The following is a 17,212-nucleotide window of genomic DNA, read 5'->3' as shown; positions in this document are numbered from 1 at the left end:
ATCGGGCCAGATATGAAAAATCCCACCGGCATGCAGAGCACGTCGGTGGGATCGTTTTACGGCAACGTCTTACTTGATGCGCTGACCCGGCTTGGCGCCGCTGTCCGGGCTCAGCAGGTAAATCTCTTCACCGCCGGGACCGGCTGCCATCACCATGCCTTCGGAGATACCGAACTTCATTTTCCGTGGCTTGAGGTTGGCGATCATCATGGTCAGGCGACCGTCGAGCTTGGACGGGTCCGGATACGCGCTTTTGATCCCGGAGAACACGTTGCGTTGCTCGTCACCGATGTCGAGCGTCAGGCGCAGCAGCTTGTCCGCGCCTTCGACGTGTTCGGCCTTGACGATCAAGGCGACGCGCAGGTCGATGGCAGCAAAGGCGTCGAAGTCGATTTCCGGCGACAGCGGATCCTTCGCCAGTTCGCCGTTGCCCGCAGGGCGGCGGCGCCAGTGTCGGTCTGGCTGGCGGTCAGGTCTTCTTTCGAGGCGTCGGTCATGGCTTGGACTTTTACCGGGTCGATGCGGGTCATCAACGGTTTGAATTCGTTCAACTGATGGTTGGCCAGCAACGTGGTGTGGTCATTCCAGGTCAGCGGCGCGACGTTGAGGAACGCCTCGGCATCGGCGGCCAGCAGCGGCAGCACCGGTTTGAGGAAGATCACCAACTGGCGGAACAGGTTGATGCCGGTGGCGCAGATCGCCTGGACTTCATCCTGCTTGCCTTCCTGCTTGTTCAACGACCACGGGGCCTTGTCGGCAATCCACGCGTTGGCGCGGTCAGCCAGGGCCATGGTTTCACGCATGGCGCGTGCGAAGTCGCGGGCTTCATAAGCGTCGGCAATGCTCGGCGCGGCGGCGAGGAAGGCCTCGGTCAGCTCCGGCGCGGCATTGTTGTCGACCAGCAGGCCGCCGTTACCCTTGTGGATAAATCCGGCGCAACGGCTGGCGATGTTGACCACTTTGCCGACCAGGTCAGAGTTGACCTTCTGTACGAAGTCTTCGAGGTTCAGGTCGAGGTCATCGACGCCACGGCCGAGCTTGGCCGCGTAGTAGTAGCGCAGGTATTCCGGCGACAGGTGATCGAGATAAGTGCGGGCCTTGATGAACGTGCCGCGCGACTTCGACATCTTCTGGCCGTTGACGGTCAGGTAGCCGTGCACGTTGATGCCGGTCGGCTTGCGGTAGCCGGCGCCTTCGAGCATGGCTGGCCAGAACAGCGCGTGGAAGTTGACGATGTCCTTGCCGATGAAGTGGTACAGCTCGGCAGTGGAGTCCTTGCCCCAGAACGCATCGAAATCCAGCTCCGGCGTGCGGTTGCAGAGGTTCTTGAAGCTGGCCATGTAGCCGATCGGCGCATCCAGCCACACGTAGAAGTACTTGCCCGGTTCGCCCGGAATCTCGAAGCCGAAGTACGGCGCATCGCGGGAGATGTCCCACTGCTGCAGGCCGGCGTCCAGCCATTCGGCGATCTTGTTGGCCACGGCGTCTTGCAGGGTGCCGCTGCGTGTCCAGGTCTGAAGCATGTCCTGGAAGTCCGGCAGCTTGAAGAAGAAGTGCTGGGAATCCTTGAGCACCGGAGTGGCGCCGGAGATCGCCGACTTCGGATCCTTCAGGTCAGTCGGGGCGTAGGTCGCGCCGCATTTTTCGCAGTTGTCGCCGTACTGGTCTTCGGTGCCGCATTTCGGGCAGGTGCCCTTGATGAAGCGGTCGGCCAGGAACATTTTCTTTTCCGGGTCGAAATACTGCGTGATCGAACGCTGGGCGATGTGCCCGGCGTCACGCAGCTTGAGGTAGATCTGGCTCGACAGCTCACGGTTTTCTTCGGCGTGAGTGGAGTGGAAGTTGTCGAAATCAACCAGGAAGTCGGCAAAGTCGGCGCTGTGTTCAGCCTGTACGTTGGCGATCAGTTGCTCTGGGGTGATGCCTTCCTTTTCCGCGCGCAGCATGATCGCCGAACCGTGGGCGTCGTCGGCGCAGACATAAATGCATTGGTTGCCGCGATGCTTCTGGAAGCGCACCCACATATCGGTCTGGATGTATTCCAGCATATGGCCAAGGTGGATCGAACCGTTGGCGTAGGGCAGGGCGCTGGTGACGAGGATCTTGCGTGGCTCGGACATGGGGCTTCGCTACTTGATGAAACGGAGGTCGGCCACTATAAAGCGCCGGGCAAGATATTTCACCCCTGCAAATCGTTGCCGGGCATGCCGTCCGGAGGACAGAAGGGGTACGATAGCCGCCATCTTTTCCAGTCTTGTTATCGGAGTTGCCCATGAGCGCCGTCACTCGCGCAGCGGTGGAAGCCGTCCTCAGCCAATACACCGACCCTTACCTGAACCAGGACCCGGTCAGCGCCGGTTGCGTGAAAAACATCGAGATCATCGGTGACCGCGTCAATGTGCAGCTGGAAATCGGCTACGCCGCCGGTCTGTTCAAGAGTGGTTGGGCGCAATTGCTGCAACTGGCCATCGAAAACCTCGACGGCGTGGTCATTGCCCGCGTCGAGGTTAACAGCGTGATCGCCGCACACAAGGCCCAGGCGCAGATTCCGGGGCTGGCCAACGTCAAGAACGTCGTCGCCGTCGCGTCCGGCAAGGGTGGCGTGGGCAAATCCACAACCGCTGCCAACCTCGCGCTGGCGCTGGCCCGCGAAGGCGCCAAAGTCGGCATTCTCGACGCCGACATCTATGGCCCGAGCCAGGGCATCATGTTCGGCATCCCCGAGCGCACCCGCCCTGAGGTCAAGGATCAGAAGTGGTTCGTCCCGCTCAAGGCCCACGGTGTGGAAGTCATGTCGATGGCGTTCCTGACCGACGACAACACGCCGATGGTCTGGCGCGGGCCGATGGTCTCCGGCGCGCTGCTGCAACTGGTCACGCAAACCGCGTGGGGCGATCTGGATTATCTGGTCATCGACATGCCGCCGGGCACCGGCGACATCCAGCTGACCCTGGCACAGAAGGTCCCGGTGGCAGGCGCAGTGATCGTCACTACGCCGCAGGATCTGGCATTGCTCGACGCACGCAAAGGCGTGGAAATGTTCCGCAAGGTCAACATTCCGGTGCTGGGCGTGGTGGAAAACATGGCCGTGCACATCTGCTCGAACTGCGGACATGCCGAGCATCTGTTCGGCGAAGGCGGCGGCGAAAAGCTGGCCACCCAGTACGGTGTCGAACTGCTGGCCTCGCTGCCGCTGTCGATGCTGATCCGCGAACAGGCCGATGGCGGCAAGCCGACCGTGATTGCCGAACCGGACAGCCAGATCGCCATGGTCTACCAGGAACTGGCCCGCCACGTCGGCGCTCGTATTGTGCTGCAGGAAGCGGCGACACCGGCGATGCCGAATATCACCATCAGCGACGATTGATCCATCAGCGGCGCTGAAAAACCTGTGGGAGCGAGCCTGCTCGCGAAAGCGGTAGATCAGACAACCAATGGGTTGAATGACACACCGCATTCGCGAGCAGGCTCGCTCCCACATTTGTTTCAGGGTGACAGTCAGATGCGCAAGCCGCCATCCATCTCCAGAATCCGTCCGGTGTAGTAGTCGTTCTCGAAGATATACGCCGCCGAATGGGCGATCTCCTCCGGCTTGCCCATGCGCTTGAGCGGTATCCCTGACGTCATTTTCTCCAGCGCTTCTGGTTTCATGCCCAAAGTCATCTCGGTTTCGATGAAGCCCGGCGCAATGCCCGCGACGCGAATGCCGTAACGCGCCAGTTCCTTCGCCCAGGTCACGGTTGCGGCTGCGACGCCAGCCTTGGCTGCGGAATAGTTGGTCTGGCCGACGTTGCCCGCGCGGGAGATCGACGAAATGTTGATGATCGCGCCGTTGTTCTTCAGCTCGACCATCTTCGCCGCCACCTCACGGGTGCAGAGGAACACGCCGGTCAGGTTGACGTCGATCACCGCCTGCCACTGGGCCAGGCTCATCTTGGTCATTTCGCCGTCCTTGACCTTCAGCAGCAGACCATCGCGCAGGATTCCGGCGTTGTTGATCAGGCCGTGGATGGCACCGAAGTCTTCAGCCACTTGCGCGACCATGTGCTCGACCTGTTCTTCATTGGCGACGTTGCACAGGTAGCTGCGGGCTTCGACGCCTTTGGCTTTGCAGGCGGCCACGGCATCGTCGAGTTTTTCCTGATTCAGATCAACCAGGGCCAGCTTGGCGCCCTTGCCGGCGAAATACTCGGCCATGGAACGGCCCAAACCCTGGCAACCGCCGGTGATAATGATTACTTTGTCGTTGAGTTGCATTCGCATGTCCCGCTGGCAGGTCTGAGTTGTTTTTGTTGTCGGCAACGCTCGATCGGCACCGGCCCGGGCCAGATTGCAGAGCAACATTTGCCCGGTGCGTGCCGGTTACTTTTCGCTGCGCGCCTGTCCGTTTTCTAGACGGAACCCATTTAAGGAGTCACAAATTGAGCGCTGAAGTGGCGAAGAATGCCCGAGAATTGCTTCTCAAGGAATACCGTGGAGTGCTGTCGACCCACTCGAAATCGATGCCCGGTTTTCCGTTCGGCTCCGTGGTGCCGTATTGCCTGGACGAGCAGGGCCGGCCGCTGATCCTGATCAGCCGCATCGCCCAGCACACGCATAACCTGCACAAAGATCCGAAGTGCTCGATGCTGGTGGGCGAGCGCGAGGCCGACGATGTGCAGGCGGTCGGGCGCCTGACGTATCTGGCCGAAGCGCAGAAGCTCGAAGACCCGGCAGCCATCGAGGCCGCCGCCGAGCGTTATTACCGCTACTTTCCGGATTCGCAGAATTATCACCAGGCCCACGATTTCGATTTCTGGGTGCTCAATCCGGTGCGCCATCGCTACATCGGCGGATTTGGCGCGATCCACTGGATCGACGATCTGACCCTGGCCAACCCGTTCGCCGGCAAGGCGGAAATCAACATGGTCGAGCACATGAACAGCGACCACGCCAAGGCCATCGCCCATTACGTCGAGCTCGCCGGGCTGCCCAACAGCGTGCCGGCGCAACTGGCCGGGATTGACAGCGAAGGCATGCACCTGCGCATCGGTCAGGCGGTCTATTGGCTTCCCTTTGCAGCGTCATGTAACACGCCGACACAAGTGCGCGAGGCCTTGGTTTCTCTGGCTCACGCCCAGTCCTGGCCGAAAAAAGCGCAAAGTTAAGCTTGAATTCACGCAAGGGCGACGTCATCTAAGGCTTACTGCAAGGCATTTCTTGCGTTGAGGAAACTTTGATGCGCCCTTTTCTGTTGCTCTTTCTGCTGTTTCCAGTGCTGGAGCTGTTCGTATTCGTCAAAGTGGCAGGGGCCATCGGGTTCTTCCCGGCCCTGCTGCTGATTATCGTCGGCTCGATGTTCGGCGTGTTCGTGCTGCGCGTCGCCGGCCTCGCCACGGCCCTGCGTGCCCGCGAAAGCCTGAACCGCGGCGAACTGCCGGCCCAGACCATGCTCGAAGGGCTGATGCTGGCCCTGGCCGGCGGTCTGCTGATCATCCCGGGCTTTATCAGCGATGTGGTTGGTCTGGTCATGCTGCTGCCGTTTACCCGACGCTTGCTGGCGAACAAGATGCGCCAGCGCGCCGAAGACCAGGCCATGCGCCAGCGCGCCTTCGCCGACGACCTGCAACCGCGTGGCGGCCCGGCCCCACGCGAGCCGCTCGGTCGAGAGCCGAATGTGATCGAAGGCGAGTTCGAACACCGCGACAACAAGTAACACAGCATCGACACGGCACCTGCGGGTGCCGTGCTCGTTTATGGCGTTTTTTTACTGCGTGGCGATGAAAAATTTTTTCCGCCAGCCCTTGTAATCGGCTTGTGCGCCCCTATGTATCGGTCACCGAAAGGTTTCCGGTATTCAAACCGGACAGACTTGCGCGGTTCGCTCGACGGACCGCAACCGGCGCAGGCCGGATTCGTTAAACCCGCCGGGACTACACCGGCCGATGAAAACCACAATTAGGAGAGATCGACAATGAAGCTTCGTCCTCTGCATGACCGCGTCGTCATCCGTCGCAGCGAAGAAGAAAAGAAAACCGCTGGCGGTATCGTCCTGCCAGGTTCGGCTGCTGAAAAGGCCAACCACGGTGTGATTCTCGCTGTAGGCCCGGGCAAAGCTCTGGAAAACGGTGAAGTGCGTGCACTGTCCGTGAAGGAAGGCGACAAGGTTGTGTTCGGTCCTTACTCCGGCAGCAACACTGTGAAAGTCGATGGCGAAGACCTGCTGGTAATGAGCGAGAACGAAATTCTCGCGGTTATCGAAGGCTGATATCCCCGTTCATTTTCCCGTTACTACAAAGTATTTAAGGAATATCGATCATGGCTGCTAAAGAAGTTAAGTTCGGCGATGCCGCCCGCTCCAAGATGCTCAAAGGCGTCAACGTTCTGGCTGACGCGGTAAAAGCGACCCTGGGCCCGAAAGGCCGTAACGTGATCCTCGAGAAGAGCTTCGGCGCTCCGACCATCACCAAGGACGGCGTTTCCGTCGCCAAAGAAATCGAACTCGAAGATCGCTTCGAAAACATGGGCGCGCAGCTGGTCAAAGACGTTGCCTCCCGTGCCAACGATGACGCTGGTGACGGTACTACCACCGCTACCGTTCTGGCTCAGTCGATCGTCAACGAAGGCCTGAAAGCCGTCGCTGCCGGCATGAACCCGATGGACTTGAAACGCGGCATCGACAAGGCGACCATCGCCATCGTCAAAGAGCTCAAAGCCCTGTCCAAGCCATGCGCTGATTTCAAAGCCATCGCTCAGGTCGGCACTATCTCGGCCAACTCCGACAACTCCATCGGCGACATCATTGCCGAAGCCATGGAAAAAGTCGGTAAAGAAGGCGTGATCACCGTTGAAGAAGGCTCGGGCCTGGAAAACGAACTGTCGGTTGTAGAAGGCATGCAGTTCGACCGTGGCTACCTGTCGCCATACTTCGTCAACAAGCCAGACACCATGGTTGCCGAGCTCGACGGCCCGCTGATCCTGCTGGTCGACAAGAAGATCTCGAACATCCGCGAAATGCTGCCAGTGCTGGAAGCCGTTGCCAAAGCCGGCCGTCCGCTGCTGATCGTTGCCGAAGACGTTGAAGGCGAAGCCTTGGCGACTCTGGTGGTGAACAACATGCGCGGTATCGTTAAAGTCGCTGCCGTCAAGGCACCGGGCTTCGGCGATCGTCGCAAGGCCATGCTGCAGGACATCGCTGTTCTGACCGGCGGTACCGTGATCTCCGAAGAGATCGGTCTGAGCCTGGAAAGCACCACCCTGGAGCACCTGGGTAACGCCAAGCGCGTGACCCTGTCCAAGGAAAACACCATCATCGTTGACGGCGCTGGCGTACAGGCAGACATCGAAGGCCGTATCGCTCAGATCCGTGCCCAGGTTGCCGAAACTTCCTCGGACTACGACCGTGAAAAACTGCAAGAGCGTCTGGCCAAGCTGTCCGGCGGCGTTGCAGTGATCAAGGTTGGCGCTGGTTCCGAAGTTGAAATGAAAGAGAAGAAAGCCCGCGTTGAAGACGCCCTGCACGCAACCCGCGCAGCCGTTGAAGAAGGCGTGGTACCTGGCGGTGGCGTGGCGCTGATCCGTGCTCTGGAAGCACTGACCGAGCTGACCGGCGACAACGCTGACCAGAACGTCGGTATCGCTGTACTGCGTCGCGCTGTTGAAGCGCCGCTGCGTCAGATCGCTGCCAACTCCGGTGACGAGCCAAGCGTAGTCGTCAACGAAGTGAAGAACGGCAAAGGTAACTTCGGTTACAACGCTGCTTCCGGCGAATACGGCGACATGATCGAAATGGGCATCCTGGACCCAACCAAGGTAACCCGTTCGGCTCTGCAAGCCGCAGCCTCGATCGGCGGTCTGATCCTGACCACCGAAGCAGCTGTTGCTGACGCACCGAAGAAAGAAGGCTCGGCTGGCGGCGGTATGCCAGACATGGGCGGCATGGGTGGCATGGGCGGCATGATGTAAGCCAGCCTTACCCCTGTAACGAAAAAACCCCGCCTGTGAAAGCAGGCGGGGTTTTTTATTGCCCGAATTCTGGGCGGGCTACAGACCGAGGTGTGGCCATCGCTGGCAAGCCAGCTCCCACAGGAATCCAAGGTCAGGCACAGAGTGTCTGAACACTTTGAGTCCCTGTGGGAGCTGGCTTGCCAGCGATGGCGTTCGATCAAGCGCTGACGGGGCGTGCTTTGACAACCGTTGCAGCCTTGCTCGCCGGGCGATACAGCACCCAGTAATAAGCCCCCAGACAAATCAGCCAGCAGAAAATAGCCGTCCACACGTTGTGCGAAAAGAAGTGCGCGCCCTGCATCATGCGGCTGATCGAGAACACCGAGCCCAGCGCAAAGGCAAACACAAACGCCTGTCGTGCGAGTCGCGGACGACGGTCGCGCAACACGAAGAACAACGCAAACAGGGTAAACCCGGTCGCCGCATGGCCACCCGGCCAGCAACGTCCCGGCTTGTCAGTGGCGGGGCGATGCTCCATCAGTTTGCTGTAGGTCTCGTGGCCGCCGAATTGCTCCAGGCTCCACGGGCATTGCACGGCGGTGACGGCTTTGACTGGCGTAACAAACGAAGTCGCCAGCCCCAGCGACAGCACCAGACAGCCCAGTTCGCGCTTGAACGGTTTCAGCCGTTCGATGAAAAACGCACCGATGAAACCGAGAATGGCGAACACCGAAAAGCCGATGACCACCTGTTTCGCCCGGTCATGCAGGATGTCTTCAAGGAAATAGCTGTGGCGCCCGATGAAATCGCCGGCGACCGGGTCGTAGAACATTTGCGCCAGAACCATGTCCAGATCGGTCAGTTCCAGCAACAGCAGAATGATCGCCGCCACCGCTGGGATGCCCAGACACAGCCACCAGTTCAGTGGCCTCGAAGCGGGAAGGGCAGAGGTCGACACCATGGGCAGATTCCTTGGTCGATGAAAAGAAAGGGAGAGCGCAATCGCGCGGAGTCTGCGCGCGCAGGCGTCGGCGATTTGTTAACCGAAAGTGAAAAAATCGTCGCAGCGCTCACGGCGCAGATTTATCGAAAAACGCCCCTAGCCCTGAGCCACACTTGGCCGTAAGCTGCGCGGGCCAAGACGGCCGTTACCCCGTTCGGAGGAGATGTCCATGCGAATTCTGCTGGTCGAAGACAACCGTGACATCCTGGCCAATCTGGCCGATTACCTGGGCATGAAAGGCTATACCGTCGATTGCGCCCAGGATGGTCTGTCCGGTCTGCATCTGGCGGCGACCGAGCATTACGACCTGATCGTGCTCGACATCATGTTGCCTGGCATCGACGGCTACACCTTGTGCAAACGCCTGCGTGAAGACGCCCGGCGTGACACGCCGGTGATCATGCTCACCGCCCGTGATCAACTCGACGACCGCCTGCAGGGCTTCAAGTCCGGCGCCGACGATTACCTGATCAAACCGTTCGCTTTGTCCGAACTGGCCGCGCGCGTCGAAGCGGTCATGCGCCGTGCCCAAGGCGGCGGCCGCCGTGCTTTGCAGGTCGGCGACCTGAGTTACGACCTCGATACCCTGGAAGTCACCCGCGAAGGCAAGTTGCTCAAGCTCAACCCGGTCGGCCTCAAGCTGCTTGCGGTGTTGATGCAGAAGAGCCCACACGTGCTGCGCCGGGAGATTCTCGAAGAAGCACTGTGGGGCGACGACTGCCCCGACAGCGACAGCCTGCGCAGCCATGTTCACCAGTTGCGCCAGGTGATCGACAAGCCATTCGCCAAGCCACTGCTGCACACCGTGCACGGTGTCGGTTATCGCTTGGCCGAGGGGCGAGATGGAGTTTAAGCAGAGTCTTTCCCAGCGGATCATCATCGCCTTTGCGCTGATGAGTGCGCTGGTGGCCGGCGCCTTCGCCATGGGCATCGTCGCCACGGTGCACCTGGTGGAGGAGAAGCTGATTTCCGCAGGGCTGGGCGGCGACCTGCAACGTTTGCTGTTGATGGACAACGTCTCCGACTGGAGCCATCGCCCCGAGCCTGACCAGCTGTTCTATTTCAGCGGTGGGCCGGGAGACTTCGAACTGCCCAAGGATCTGCGTCACCTCGATGCCGGTTTCCATGAAGTGTTTCGCGAGCAGCTGTCCTATCACGCCATGGTTGAAGTGGTAGATGGCCGGCGTTATGTCTTGCTGCAGGATCAAAGCGATTTCGAAGAGCGCGAGCGCGTGCTGTTTGCCGTGGTGCTGGTGGGCTTCGTGCTCAGTCTGGCGCTGGCGGTGTTTCTTGGCTGGGTGCTCGCGCGCAAAGTGATGGCGCCGGTGGTTCGCCTGGCCCGGCAGGTTCGCCATCGCGACCAGTTGCTCGGCTTGGCGCCACCCTGGCGCCGGATTACGCGGCGGATGAAGTCGGTGAACTGGCGGTGGCATTCGACGCCACGCTGGGGCGTCTGCGTCAGGCGCTGACCCGCGAAAGGCTGTTCACCAGCGACGTCAGCCACGAGTTGCGCACGCCGCTGATGGTCTTGGCCAGTTCCTGCGAATTGCTGCTGGAAAACCCCGGGATCGATCAGCGTGGCCGCGCCCAGGTCCAGCGCATTGCCCGGGCCAGCGAAGAGATGCGCGAACTGGTGCAGACCTTCCTGATGCTGGCGCGCGCACAGAACGAAGAAGCCGGGGCGGCGCCGCAGCAGAACCTGACGCAAGTAGCCGACAGCCTGCTGTGCCTGTGGCGCGAACCGATCGAGCGCAAGGGCCTGACGCTGTTGTTCGAGACGGGTAACCCACCTGACACGCGTTTCAACGCGACCTTGCTGAACGCGGTGATGGGCAACTTGCTGCGCAATGCTCTGCATTACACCGAGCAGGGCTTCATTCGCCTGACCCTCACTGCCAACGGATTTGTCGTCGAGGATTCGGGGGTGGGTATTCCCGAGGAGAAACGCGAGGCGATGTTCGAGCCCTTTGTGCGCGGCAGCGAGAAACGTGGCGAGGGTCTCGGCCTCGGTTTATCGCTGGTGCAGCGCATCTGCGAAAACCAGGGCTGGACGGTCAGCCTGAGCACAATGGACCCCAATGGCTGCCGATTCGAGGTAGATCTTGGCGTGAATGCCAGTAAATAGTGGCTCGAGGCTACTCCCGCCCACCTGTCTAAATCCTGTATAACGTTGTAATACTTTGCCGATTTACCTGACAGAATTTTCACAATTGGATGACCTGACGCTGACACGTCGCTGCCTAAGGTGACGTCATCAGAACTCAGGAGTCCAGATGATGGCCGGCCCGATCAAGCTCGATTTTTCCGAAAAGTACGACGACCAACACGCACAACGCTACCTGCGCAAGCACCAGGAGAGCCTTGGCCGCCGCCTGTCGCACTGGCGCGACGAGCAATTGGGGCGCAAGGCCCTGGCGTTGGCGGGGGATCCCGGACTGGTGCTGGATCTGCCCTGCGGCGCAGGGCGTTTCTGGCCGATGCTCGCGGAAAAGCCCAATCGGGTGATCATCGGTGCGGACAACTCCGAGTCGATGATCAAGACCGCGCTGCAAGGCCAGCCGGCCGATGTGGTCAAGCGCGTACAACCGCTGCACACCTCGGCGTTCGATATTGCCTTGCCGGATAACGCGGTCGATAGCATCTTCTGCATGCGTCTGCTTCACCATATCGGTGAAGCCGAGCACCGTAAGGTGATCCTGCGCGAATTCGAGCGGGTCACCCGCGACAGCGTGATTGTTTCATTGTGGGTCGATGGCAACTTCAAGGCGTGGAAGCGCAAGCGCGCCGAGCTGGACCGGCCGAATCGTGATTACCAGAATCGCTTTCTGATTCCGGCGGCGACGATCGAAAAAGAATTTGAACAGGCGGGTTTCCGCATTCAGGAACAACTGGACTTTATACCGCTCTATGCGATGTGGCGGGTTTACGTATTACGCAAGAGGTAGAGGATGGCAGTGCAAGCAGCGGTTGGAGCGGATCTCGCTTCGCAAGATGGTTTCGATTATTACTGGGCCCAGCGTGGCGAATGGGTGGAAGAACCCAACGTGCGCCGCGGTGGTGAAAGCGGGGTACAGCGCATCGTCGGCCGTGACGGCCAGTTGCTGTACGCCAAGCGCCAGACCGGGCACATCTATCGCAGCTGGTTGCACCCGTTCGGTCGCCCGACCGTATTGCGTGAACTCGATGCGCTGACCGGCGTGAGCAAACTCGGTGTGCGGGTTCCGCAGATCGTCTTTTGCGGCGCGCAACCGGATCCGCAACACAAGTGGCGCGCACTGCTCGTCACCAAATCACTCGATGGCTTTCAGGAACTGGAGCATTGGCTGGCCGCTGCTGGTGGTCGCGATCAATGTGGCGATGTGGTTTACGAGCGCGTGCTCAAGGACCTCGCCGAAAACCTCGCGCGCATGCACAAGGGCCGCTGGCAGCACAGCTGCATTTACATCAAGCACGTTTTCGTGCGCGTGACCGGTGAAGGCGAAGCGGCGCAGGTTGAAGTGGCGTTGATCGATCTGGAGAAATGCCGCCAGCGCCTGACCGCCTATCGCGCTGCGCAGCATGACATGAAGCAACTGCGTCGCCATTCGTCGTTCCGCGATGCCGACTGGAAAAAACTCGTCTACTTTTATGAGACGGCGTTTGGCAGCGCTATCAAAGGTTTATAGCGATGAAACTCGAAATTGCACGAGGTTTGTTCCTGGTCGGGGCCTTGGCAGTTGCTTCACTGGCGGTGGCTGCCTGGGAGCAGCCGCGCATGCAGGTCATAGGGGCGTCCGGGAACGACGCTCATTGTTCGGTTCCACGGGTGGCGAAAGCCTCCGTGGCGACCCAGCCCGATCATGATTTGCTGTTGTTCATGTTCGGACTGTCCCAGGGAATGAGGCCAGCCAGTTGAAACGATTCAAGCCCAAATAAAAGGCCTCGCAGTTGCGAGGCCTTTTTTGCACCCGGCTTTATCGGTTCACACCTTACCTGTGGGAGCGAGCTTACTCGCGAAGGCGTCGTGTCATACAACATCTTTTCCAACTGACATACCGCTTTCGCGAGCAAGCTCGCTCCCACATTGGATCTCTTTATTACGTGGGATCCGGTTTCGCCAGAAAGGTGTAAACGCACGGCAGTACGAACAGCGTAAACAACGTGCCAATCGACATCCCCGTGGCAATCACCAGGCCGATGTCAAAGCGGCTCACCGCTCCCGCGCCCGTCGCCAGAATCAGCGGCACCATGCCGAACACCATCGCCGCCGTGGTCATCAGCACCGGGCGCAAGCGAATTGCTGCCGCTTCCTCCACCGCTTCACGGGCGCTCAGGCCCTTGTCCTTGCGCAACTGGTTGGCGAACTCGACGATCAGGATGCCGTGCTTGCTGATCAGGCCGATCAGCGTCACCAGCCCGACCTGGGTGTAAATGTTCATGCTCGACCAGCCGAGAAACAACGGAATCAGCGCGCCGCAGATCGACAGCGGCACCGTCACCAGGATCACCAGCGGATCGCGGAAACTCTCGAACTGCGCGGCCAGCACCAGAAAGATGATCGCCAGCGCCAAGGCAAAAGTTACCCACAACGCGCTGCCTTCCTGCACGTACTGCCGCGAGGCACCGCCGTAGTCGAAGGCAAACCCGGCCGGGGCTTCTTCGCGGGCAATCTGCAGCACGGTGTCGATGGCTTCGCCCATGCTCACCAGCGGGAATCCGGAAATCTTCGCCGCATTGAGTTGCTGGAACTGATTGAGCTGTCGTGGTCGCGCGCGATCACTGACCTTGATCAGCGTCGACAGTGGCAGCAATTCGCCCTGAGTATTTTTCACGTAGTAGTTGTTCAGCCAGTCCGGGTTATCGCGGTAGGCCCGTTCGACCTGGGCGATGACCTTGTAGCTGCGGCCGTCGATAGTGAAGCGGTTGATTTCCGCCTCGCCGAGCAAGGTCGCCAGCGTGCCGCCAAGATCAAGCATCGAAACGCCCATTTGCGCGGCCTTGTCGCGGTCGATATCGACCACCACTTCCGGCTTGTCGAACGCCAGATCGAGATCGACAAAAGCGAATTTGCCCGACTCCATGGCGCGTTTCTCGATGCGCTCGGCGACTTGCAGCAGCAGCTCGTAATCATTGGCCGTATTGATCACGAATTCGAAGGGCAGACCTTCACCGGTACCGGGCAGGGAGGGCAGATTAAAACCGAAGATCTGCAAGCCCGGAATGCTCTCCAGCTTGCTCTGCACCTCGGGGAGGATTTCCATCTGCGTGCGGTCGCGCTCGTTCCATGGTTTGAGCAGGAAGCCGCCGATACCGGCCTGTACGCCGTTGTAGCCGTTGATCTGGAACGATGAGTAGTACTCCGGGAACTCTTTGAAGATGGTGATGAATTCGTCGGTGTAGGTGCTCAGGTAGTCGAGGTTGGTCGGCTGCGGCGCGCTGGCCATCATGAAAATGATGCCCTGATCCTCGTCCGGTGCCAGTTCCGACTTGGTGAACTTGAGAAACACCGGAATCAGGCACAGCACGATCACTGCAAACACCAGCACCACCGGCCGGGTATTGAGCGTGCCGTGCAACATGCTTTGATAACGGCGTTTGAGGCCTTCAAAGACTCGGTCGAGACGATGGGCCAGGCCGCTGGGATTCTCTTCGTGGCGCAGCAGAAACGCGCACATCATCGGCGACAAGGTCAGGGCAACGACGCCGGAAATCACCACCGCCCCGGCCAGGGTCAACGCAAACTCCTTGAACAACGCCCCGGTCAGCCCGGTGAGAAAACCGATCGGAGCATACACCGCCGCCAGGGTGATGGTCATCGACACCACCGGCATGGCAATTTCCCGCGCGCCTTCCAGCGCTGCGTCGAACGGCGTCTTGCCTTCCTCGATGTGCCGGTGAATGTTTTCCACCACGACGATCGCATCGTCCACCACCAGACCGATGGCCAGCACCATCGCCAGCAGCGTCAGCAGGTTCATCGAGTAGCCCATCATCTGCATGAAGAACATCACGCCGATCATCGACAACGGGATGGTCACCACCGGGATTACCACCGAACGCAGCGCGCCGAGGAACAGGAACACCACGACGATAACGATCAACACCGCTTCGAACAGGGTTTTCACCACCTCGTCGATCGAGGCCTGAATGAATAGCGTGGCGTCGTAGGCGATTTCGCTTTTCAGGTTCGGCGGCAGTTGCGCTTCGAGCTCGGGCATCAGCTTGCGCACTTCCCTGATCACGTCCAGCGGGTTGGCGCCGGGGGTGGCCTTGACGCCGATGTACACCGATGGCGTGCCGCCGAACGAGCTGATCGAGTTGTAGTTTTCCGCGCCCATTTCCACCCGCGCGACGTCGCGCAGCAGCACGCGGCTGTCACCGTCGACCTTGAGCGGAATCGCCGCGAAGGCCTCGGCGGATTTCAATTCGGTGTTGGCGTTGATGCTGGTGACGGTGTACTCGCCCTTTACTTCGCCAGCGGCGGAGAGGAAGTTGTACTGGCGCACCGCAGCGGTCACGTCGGCGGCGCTGAGGCCGAAGCCGGCGAGTTTCACCGGGTCGAGCCACAGGCGCATGGCGAACACCTGGTTGCCGAGGATCTCCGCTTCGGCCATGCCCGGCAGCGTCGCCAGTTTTGGCTGGATGACCCGCGACAGGTAGTCGGTGATCTGCGGGTTGCTCAGGTCCTTGCTGAAGAAACTGATGTACATCAGCGCCGAAGCGTCGGCGGATTCCTTGCTCAGCACCGGGTCTTCGGCATCCTGCGGCAGCTTGTTCTTCACCTCGTTGGCCTTGGCCAGCAGCTCGGTGAACAAGCGGTCGGTGTTGGCGCCAATGCGCGCGTAAATCGAGATCACCGAGAAGTTCTGCCGGCTGACCGAAGTCATGTAGTCGATGCCCTCGGCACTGGCCAGGCTTTGTTGCATCGGTTGGGTGATGTAGCCCTGAATGGTTTCGGCGTTGGCCCCGGGATAAGCCGTGGTCACCGTGATCAGGGCGTTTTCCATTTGCGGGTACTGGCGCAGCGGCAGCTTGCTCCAGGCCTGGAAGCCCAGCAGCACTATCAGCAGGCTGACCACGGTGGCGAGCACCGGGCGGCGGATGAACGGATCGGTAAAAGCCATGGGGATTCCTTGATCAGTCGGCGCGAGGCGGACTGTTCTGCTCGCCGAGGGTCTTGTCGTCGCTGATGGCGATGTGGGCACCGTTGTCCAGTTTGATCTGGCCCGCCGTCACCACTTGTTCGCCGCTCTGCACGCCCTTGTTGATCATCACCAGGCCATCGCGGCGCTCACCGGTCTCGACAAAACGACGTTCGGCGATCAGCAGCGGTTGGCCTTTATCATCCTTGGTGACGCTGCCGTCCTCGGCCTTCTTCTGCCCGACCACGTACACCGAGTTGCCGTACAGCGTGTAGGTGATCGCGCTTTCCGGCACCACGATGTGCTTCTGCGGATCGGGCAGCAGCACCTCAAGGCTGGCGAACATCCCCGGCAACAGCTTGCCGTCGGGGTTGGCCAGGGTGGCGCGGACAAGGATATTGCGTGTGGTGCTTTCGACGATCGGGTTGATCGCGCTGATCTTGCCGGTAAAGTTCTGTCCCGGATACGCGGCGACGGTGAACTGCACGGGCTGGCCGATGGCGAGTTTCGGCACCGCTTGTTCCGGCACGAAGAAGTCGGCGTAGAGGCTGCTCAAGTCTTGCAACGTGGCGATTTTGCTACCGCTGGCGAGGTAGTCGCCGACGTCGACCTGGCGGATGCCGATGGTGCCGCTGAACGGCGCGAGGATGCGCTTTTTCGCCAACGACGCGTTGAGCTGATTGACCGTGGCCTTGTTCTTTTGCAACACGGCGGAGAGGCGGTCGTACTCGCCTTTGGAGATCGCGCGGCTGTCGACCAGCTGCGCGCCACGGCCGAAATCAAGCTGCGCCAGGCCGAGATCGGCGCGGGCGGTTTCCAGCAGGGCGGTTTCCACGGCGCTGTCGAGTTGCAGCAATGGCTGGCCGGCCTTGACCTTCTGTCCGGATTCGAATTTGAGTTCAGTGACGGTGCCGGCAACTTCCAGACTCAGGTCGACGCCTTGCAGCGCCTTGAGCGAACCGACAGTGGGCAGGCGCATCTGCCATGGCTGTTCGCCGGCGGTGGCTACGGCGACGCTGATGGGTGGTTTCGGTTTGGAAAAGCCCTGGATCATCGTGTAGATCGAAAAGGCTTTGTATCCGCCCAGCACCAGGACGAGCAGCAAGACAACACCCAACATGATCAGCATGCGGCGACGCAGCATAAGTCCAGTTCCTTGGAT

Annotated in this window: 13 protein-coding genes and 2 pseudogenes; 10 read left to right on the top strand and 5 right to left on the bottom strand. The window is 60.3% G+C overall.

All coding sequences use genetic code 11. The features are described 5' to 3' along the window. Positions 1 to 69: 69 nt before the first annotated feature. A pseudogene (gene metG, locus ACZZZ4_RS03060) lies at positions 70 to 2,120 on the bottom strand (methionine--tRNA ligase). A gap of 152 nt (positions 2,121 to 2,272) precedes the next feature. On the opposite strand from metG, the gene apbC reads away from it, so the two are divergent. After that, positions 2,273 to 3,367: an iron-sulfur cluster carrier protein ApbC gene (gene apbC, locus ACZZZ4_RS03055; RefSeq protein WP_415761640.1), complete on the top strand. Its 1,095-nt coding sequence runs from the start codon at positions 2,273 to 2,275 to the stop codon at positions 3,365 to 3,367. Positions 3,368 to 3,498: 131 nt separating this feature from the next. Here apbC and ACZZZ4_RS03050 read toward each other — a convergent pair whose 3' ends face one another. Then, positions 3,499 to 4,257, bottom strand: coding sequence for an SDR family oxidoreductase (locus tag ACZZZ4_RS03050; RefSeq protein WP_039758329.1), 759 nt, complete (start codon positions 4,255 to 4,257; stop codon positions 3,499 to 3,501). Positions 4,258 to 4,421: 164 nt separating this feature from the next. Between ACZZZ4_RS03050 and ACZZZ4_RS03045 the strand changes: the two genes are divergently transcribed. From ACZZZ4_RS03045 to groL, 4 genes are all read left to right on the top strand, one after another. Further along, on the top strand, positions 4,422 to 5,147 hold the full coding sequence (locus ACZZZ4_RS03045; RefSeq protein WP_039758327.1) for a HugZ family pyridoxamine 5'-phosphate oxidase: 726 nt from the start codon (positions 4,422 to 4,424) through the stop codon (positions 5,145 to 5,147). A gap of 71 nt (positions 5,148 to 5,218) precedes the next feature. Further along, positions 5,219 to 5,695, top strand: coding sequence for an FxsA family protein (locus tag ACZZZ4_RS03040; RefSeq protein ID WP_463547228.1), 477 nt, complete (start codon positions 5,219 to 5,221; stop codon positions 5,693 to 5,695). A gap of 258 nt (positions 5,696 to 5,953) precedes the next feature. Further along, positions 5,954 to 6,247: a co-chaperone GroES gene (locus tag ACZZZ4_RS03035; protein ID WP_007916610.1), complete on the top strand. Its 294-nt coding sequence runs from the start codon at positions 5,954 to 5,956 to the stop codon at positions 6,245 to 6,247. A gap of 50 nt (positions 6,248 to 6,297) precedes the next feature. After that, the gene (gene groL, locus ACZZZ4_RS03030; protein WP_090285825.1) at positions 6,298 to 7,944 is read left to right on the top strand and encodes a chaperonin GroEL; all 1,647 of its coding nucleotides are present in this window, start codon (positions 6,298 to 6,300) and stop codon (positions 7,942 to 7,944) included. Positions 7,945 to 8,143: 199 nt separating this feature from the next. On the opposite strand, the gene ACZZZ4_RS03025 is transcribed toward groL, so the two are convergent. Then, entirely contained in the window at positions 8,144 to 8,887 is a 744-nt protein-coding gene (locus ACZZZ4_RS03025) for a phosphatase PAP2 family protein (protein WP_129997559.1), read from the bottom strand. A gap of 211 nt (positions 8,888 to 9,098) precedes the next feature. Between ACZZZ4_RS03025 and colR the strand changes: the two genes are divergently transcribed. The 5 genes and pseudogenes from colR to ACZZZ4_RS03000 all read left to right on the top strand — a co-directional run bounded on the left by colR (position 9,099) and on the right by ACZZZ4_RS03000 (position 12,824). Further along, the gene (gene colR / locus ACZZZ4_RS03020; protein WP_016773421.1) at positions 9,099 to 9,782 is read left to right on the top strand and encodes a two-component system response regulator ColR; all 684 of its coding nucleotides are present in this window, start codon (positions 9,099 to 9,101) and stop codon (positions 9,780 to 9,782) included. Beyond that, positions 9,772 to 11,054 (top strand): annotated as a pseudogene (locus tag ACZZZ4_RS03015) (sensor histidine kinase). Before colR ends, ACZZZ4_RS03015 begins: the two are co-directional and overlap by 11 nt. Positions 11,055 to 11,205: 151 nt before the next feature. Then, positions 11,206 to 11,874 (top strand): class I SAM-dependent methyltransferase, encoded by a 669-nt coding sequence (locus tag ACZZZ4_RS03010; RefSeq protein ID WP_039758514.1) that lies wholly within the window; start codon positions 11,206 to 11,208, stop codon positions 11,872 to 11,874. 3 nt (positions 11,875 to 11,877) lie between these two features. Next, entirely contained in the window at positions 11,878 to 12,594 is a 717-nt protein-coding gene (locus ACZZZ4_RS03005) for a lipopolysaccharide kinase InaA family protein (protein ID WP_463547227.1), read from the top strand. Between the two features lie 2 nt (positions 12,595 to 12,596). Then, positions 12,597 to 12,824, top strand: coding sequence for a hypothetical protein (locus ACZZZ4_RS03000; RefSeq protein ID WP_016773424.1), 228 nt, complete (start codon positions 12,597 to 12,599; stop codon positions 12,822 to 12,824). Between the two features lie 181 nt (positions 12,825 to 13,005). Here the strand turns inward: ACZZZ4_RS03000 and ACZZZ4_RS02995 are convergent, their stop codons facing one another. Together ACZZZ4_RS02995 and ACZZZ4_RS02990 are read right to left on the bottom strand one after the other, a co-directional pair. Next, complete coding sequence (locus ACZZZ4_RS02995) at positions 13,006 to 16,032, bottom strand: multidrug efflux RND transporter permease subunit (RefSeq protein ID WP_129997557.1); 3,027 nt, start codon at positions 16,030 to 16,032, stop codon at positions 13,006 to 13,008. 13 nt (positions 16,033 to 16,045) lie between these two features. Next, complete coding sequence (locus tag ACZZZ4_RS02990; RefSeq protein WP_039758306.1) at positions 16,046 to 17,194, bottom strand: efflux RND transporter periplasmic adaptor subunit; 1,149 nt, start codon at positions 17,192 to 17,194, stop codon at positions 16,046 to 16,048. Between the last annotated feature and the right edge of the window lie 18 nt (positions 17,195 to 17,212).

It is taken from the genome of Pseudomonas sp. AC252 (assembly GCF_979258105.1).
This window is presented reverse-complemented; position numbering and strand designations above follow the sequence as displayed.

Excerpts from the sequence above, each read along its gene's own strand:
- apbC (WP_415761640.1), top strand. The coding sequence starts at position 2,273 with ATGAGCGCCGTCACTCGCGCAGCGGTGGAAGCCGTCCTCAGCCAATAC.
- ACZZZ4_RS03050 (WP_039758329.1), bottom strand. The coding sequence starts at position 4,257 with ATGCAACTCAACGACAAAGTAATCATTATCACCGGCGGTTGCCAGGGT.
- ACZZZ4_RS03040 (WP_463547228.1), top strand. The coding sequence starts at position 5,219 with ATGCGCCCTTTTCTGTTGCTCTTTCTGCTGTTTCCAGTGCTGGAGCTG.
- ACZZZ4_RS03035 (WP_007916610.1), top strand. The coding sequence starts at position 5,954 with ATGAAGCTTCGTCCTCTGCATGACCGCGTCGTCATCCGTCGCAGCGAA.
- groL (WP_090285825.1), top strand. The coding sequence starts at position 6,298 with ATGGCTGCTAAAGAAGTTAAGTTCGGCGATGCCGCCCGCTCCAAGATG.
- ACZZZ4_RS03025 (WP_129997559.1), bottom strand. The coding sequence starts at position 8,887 with ATGGTGTCGACCTCTGCCCTTCCCGCTTCGAGGCCACTGAACTGGTGG.
- colR (WP_016773421.1), top strand. The coding sequence starts at position 9,099 with ATGCGAATTCTGCTGGTCGAAGACAACCGTGACATCCTGGCCAATCTG.
- ACZZZ4_RS03010 (WP_039758514.1), top strand. The coding sequence starts at position 11,206 with ATGGCCGGCCCGATCAAGCTCGATTTTTCCGAAAAGTACGACGACCAA.
- ACZZZ4_RS03005 (WP_463547227.1), top strand. The coding sequence starts at position 11,878 with ATGGCAGTGCAAGCAGCGGTTGGAGCGGATCTCGCTTCGCAAGATGGT.
- ACZZZ4_RS03000 (WP_016773424.1), top strand. The coding sequence starts at position 12,597 with ATGAAACTCGAAATTGCACGAGGTTTGTTCCTGGTCGGGGCCTTGGCA.
- ACZZZ4_RS02995 (WP_129997557.1), bottom strand. The coding sequence starts at position 16,032 with ATGGCTTTTACCGATCCGTTCATCCGCCGCCCGGTGCTCGCCACCGTG.
- ACZZZ4_RS02990 (WP_039758306.1), bottom strand. The coding sequence starts at position 17,194 with ATGCTGCGTCGCCGCATGCTGATCATGTTGGGTGTTGTCTTGCTGCTC.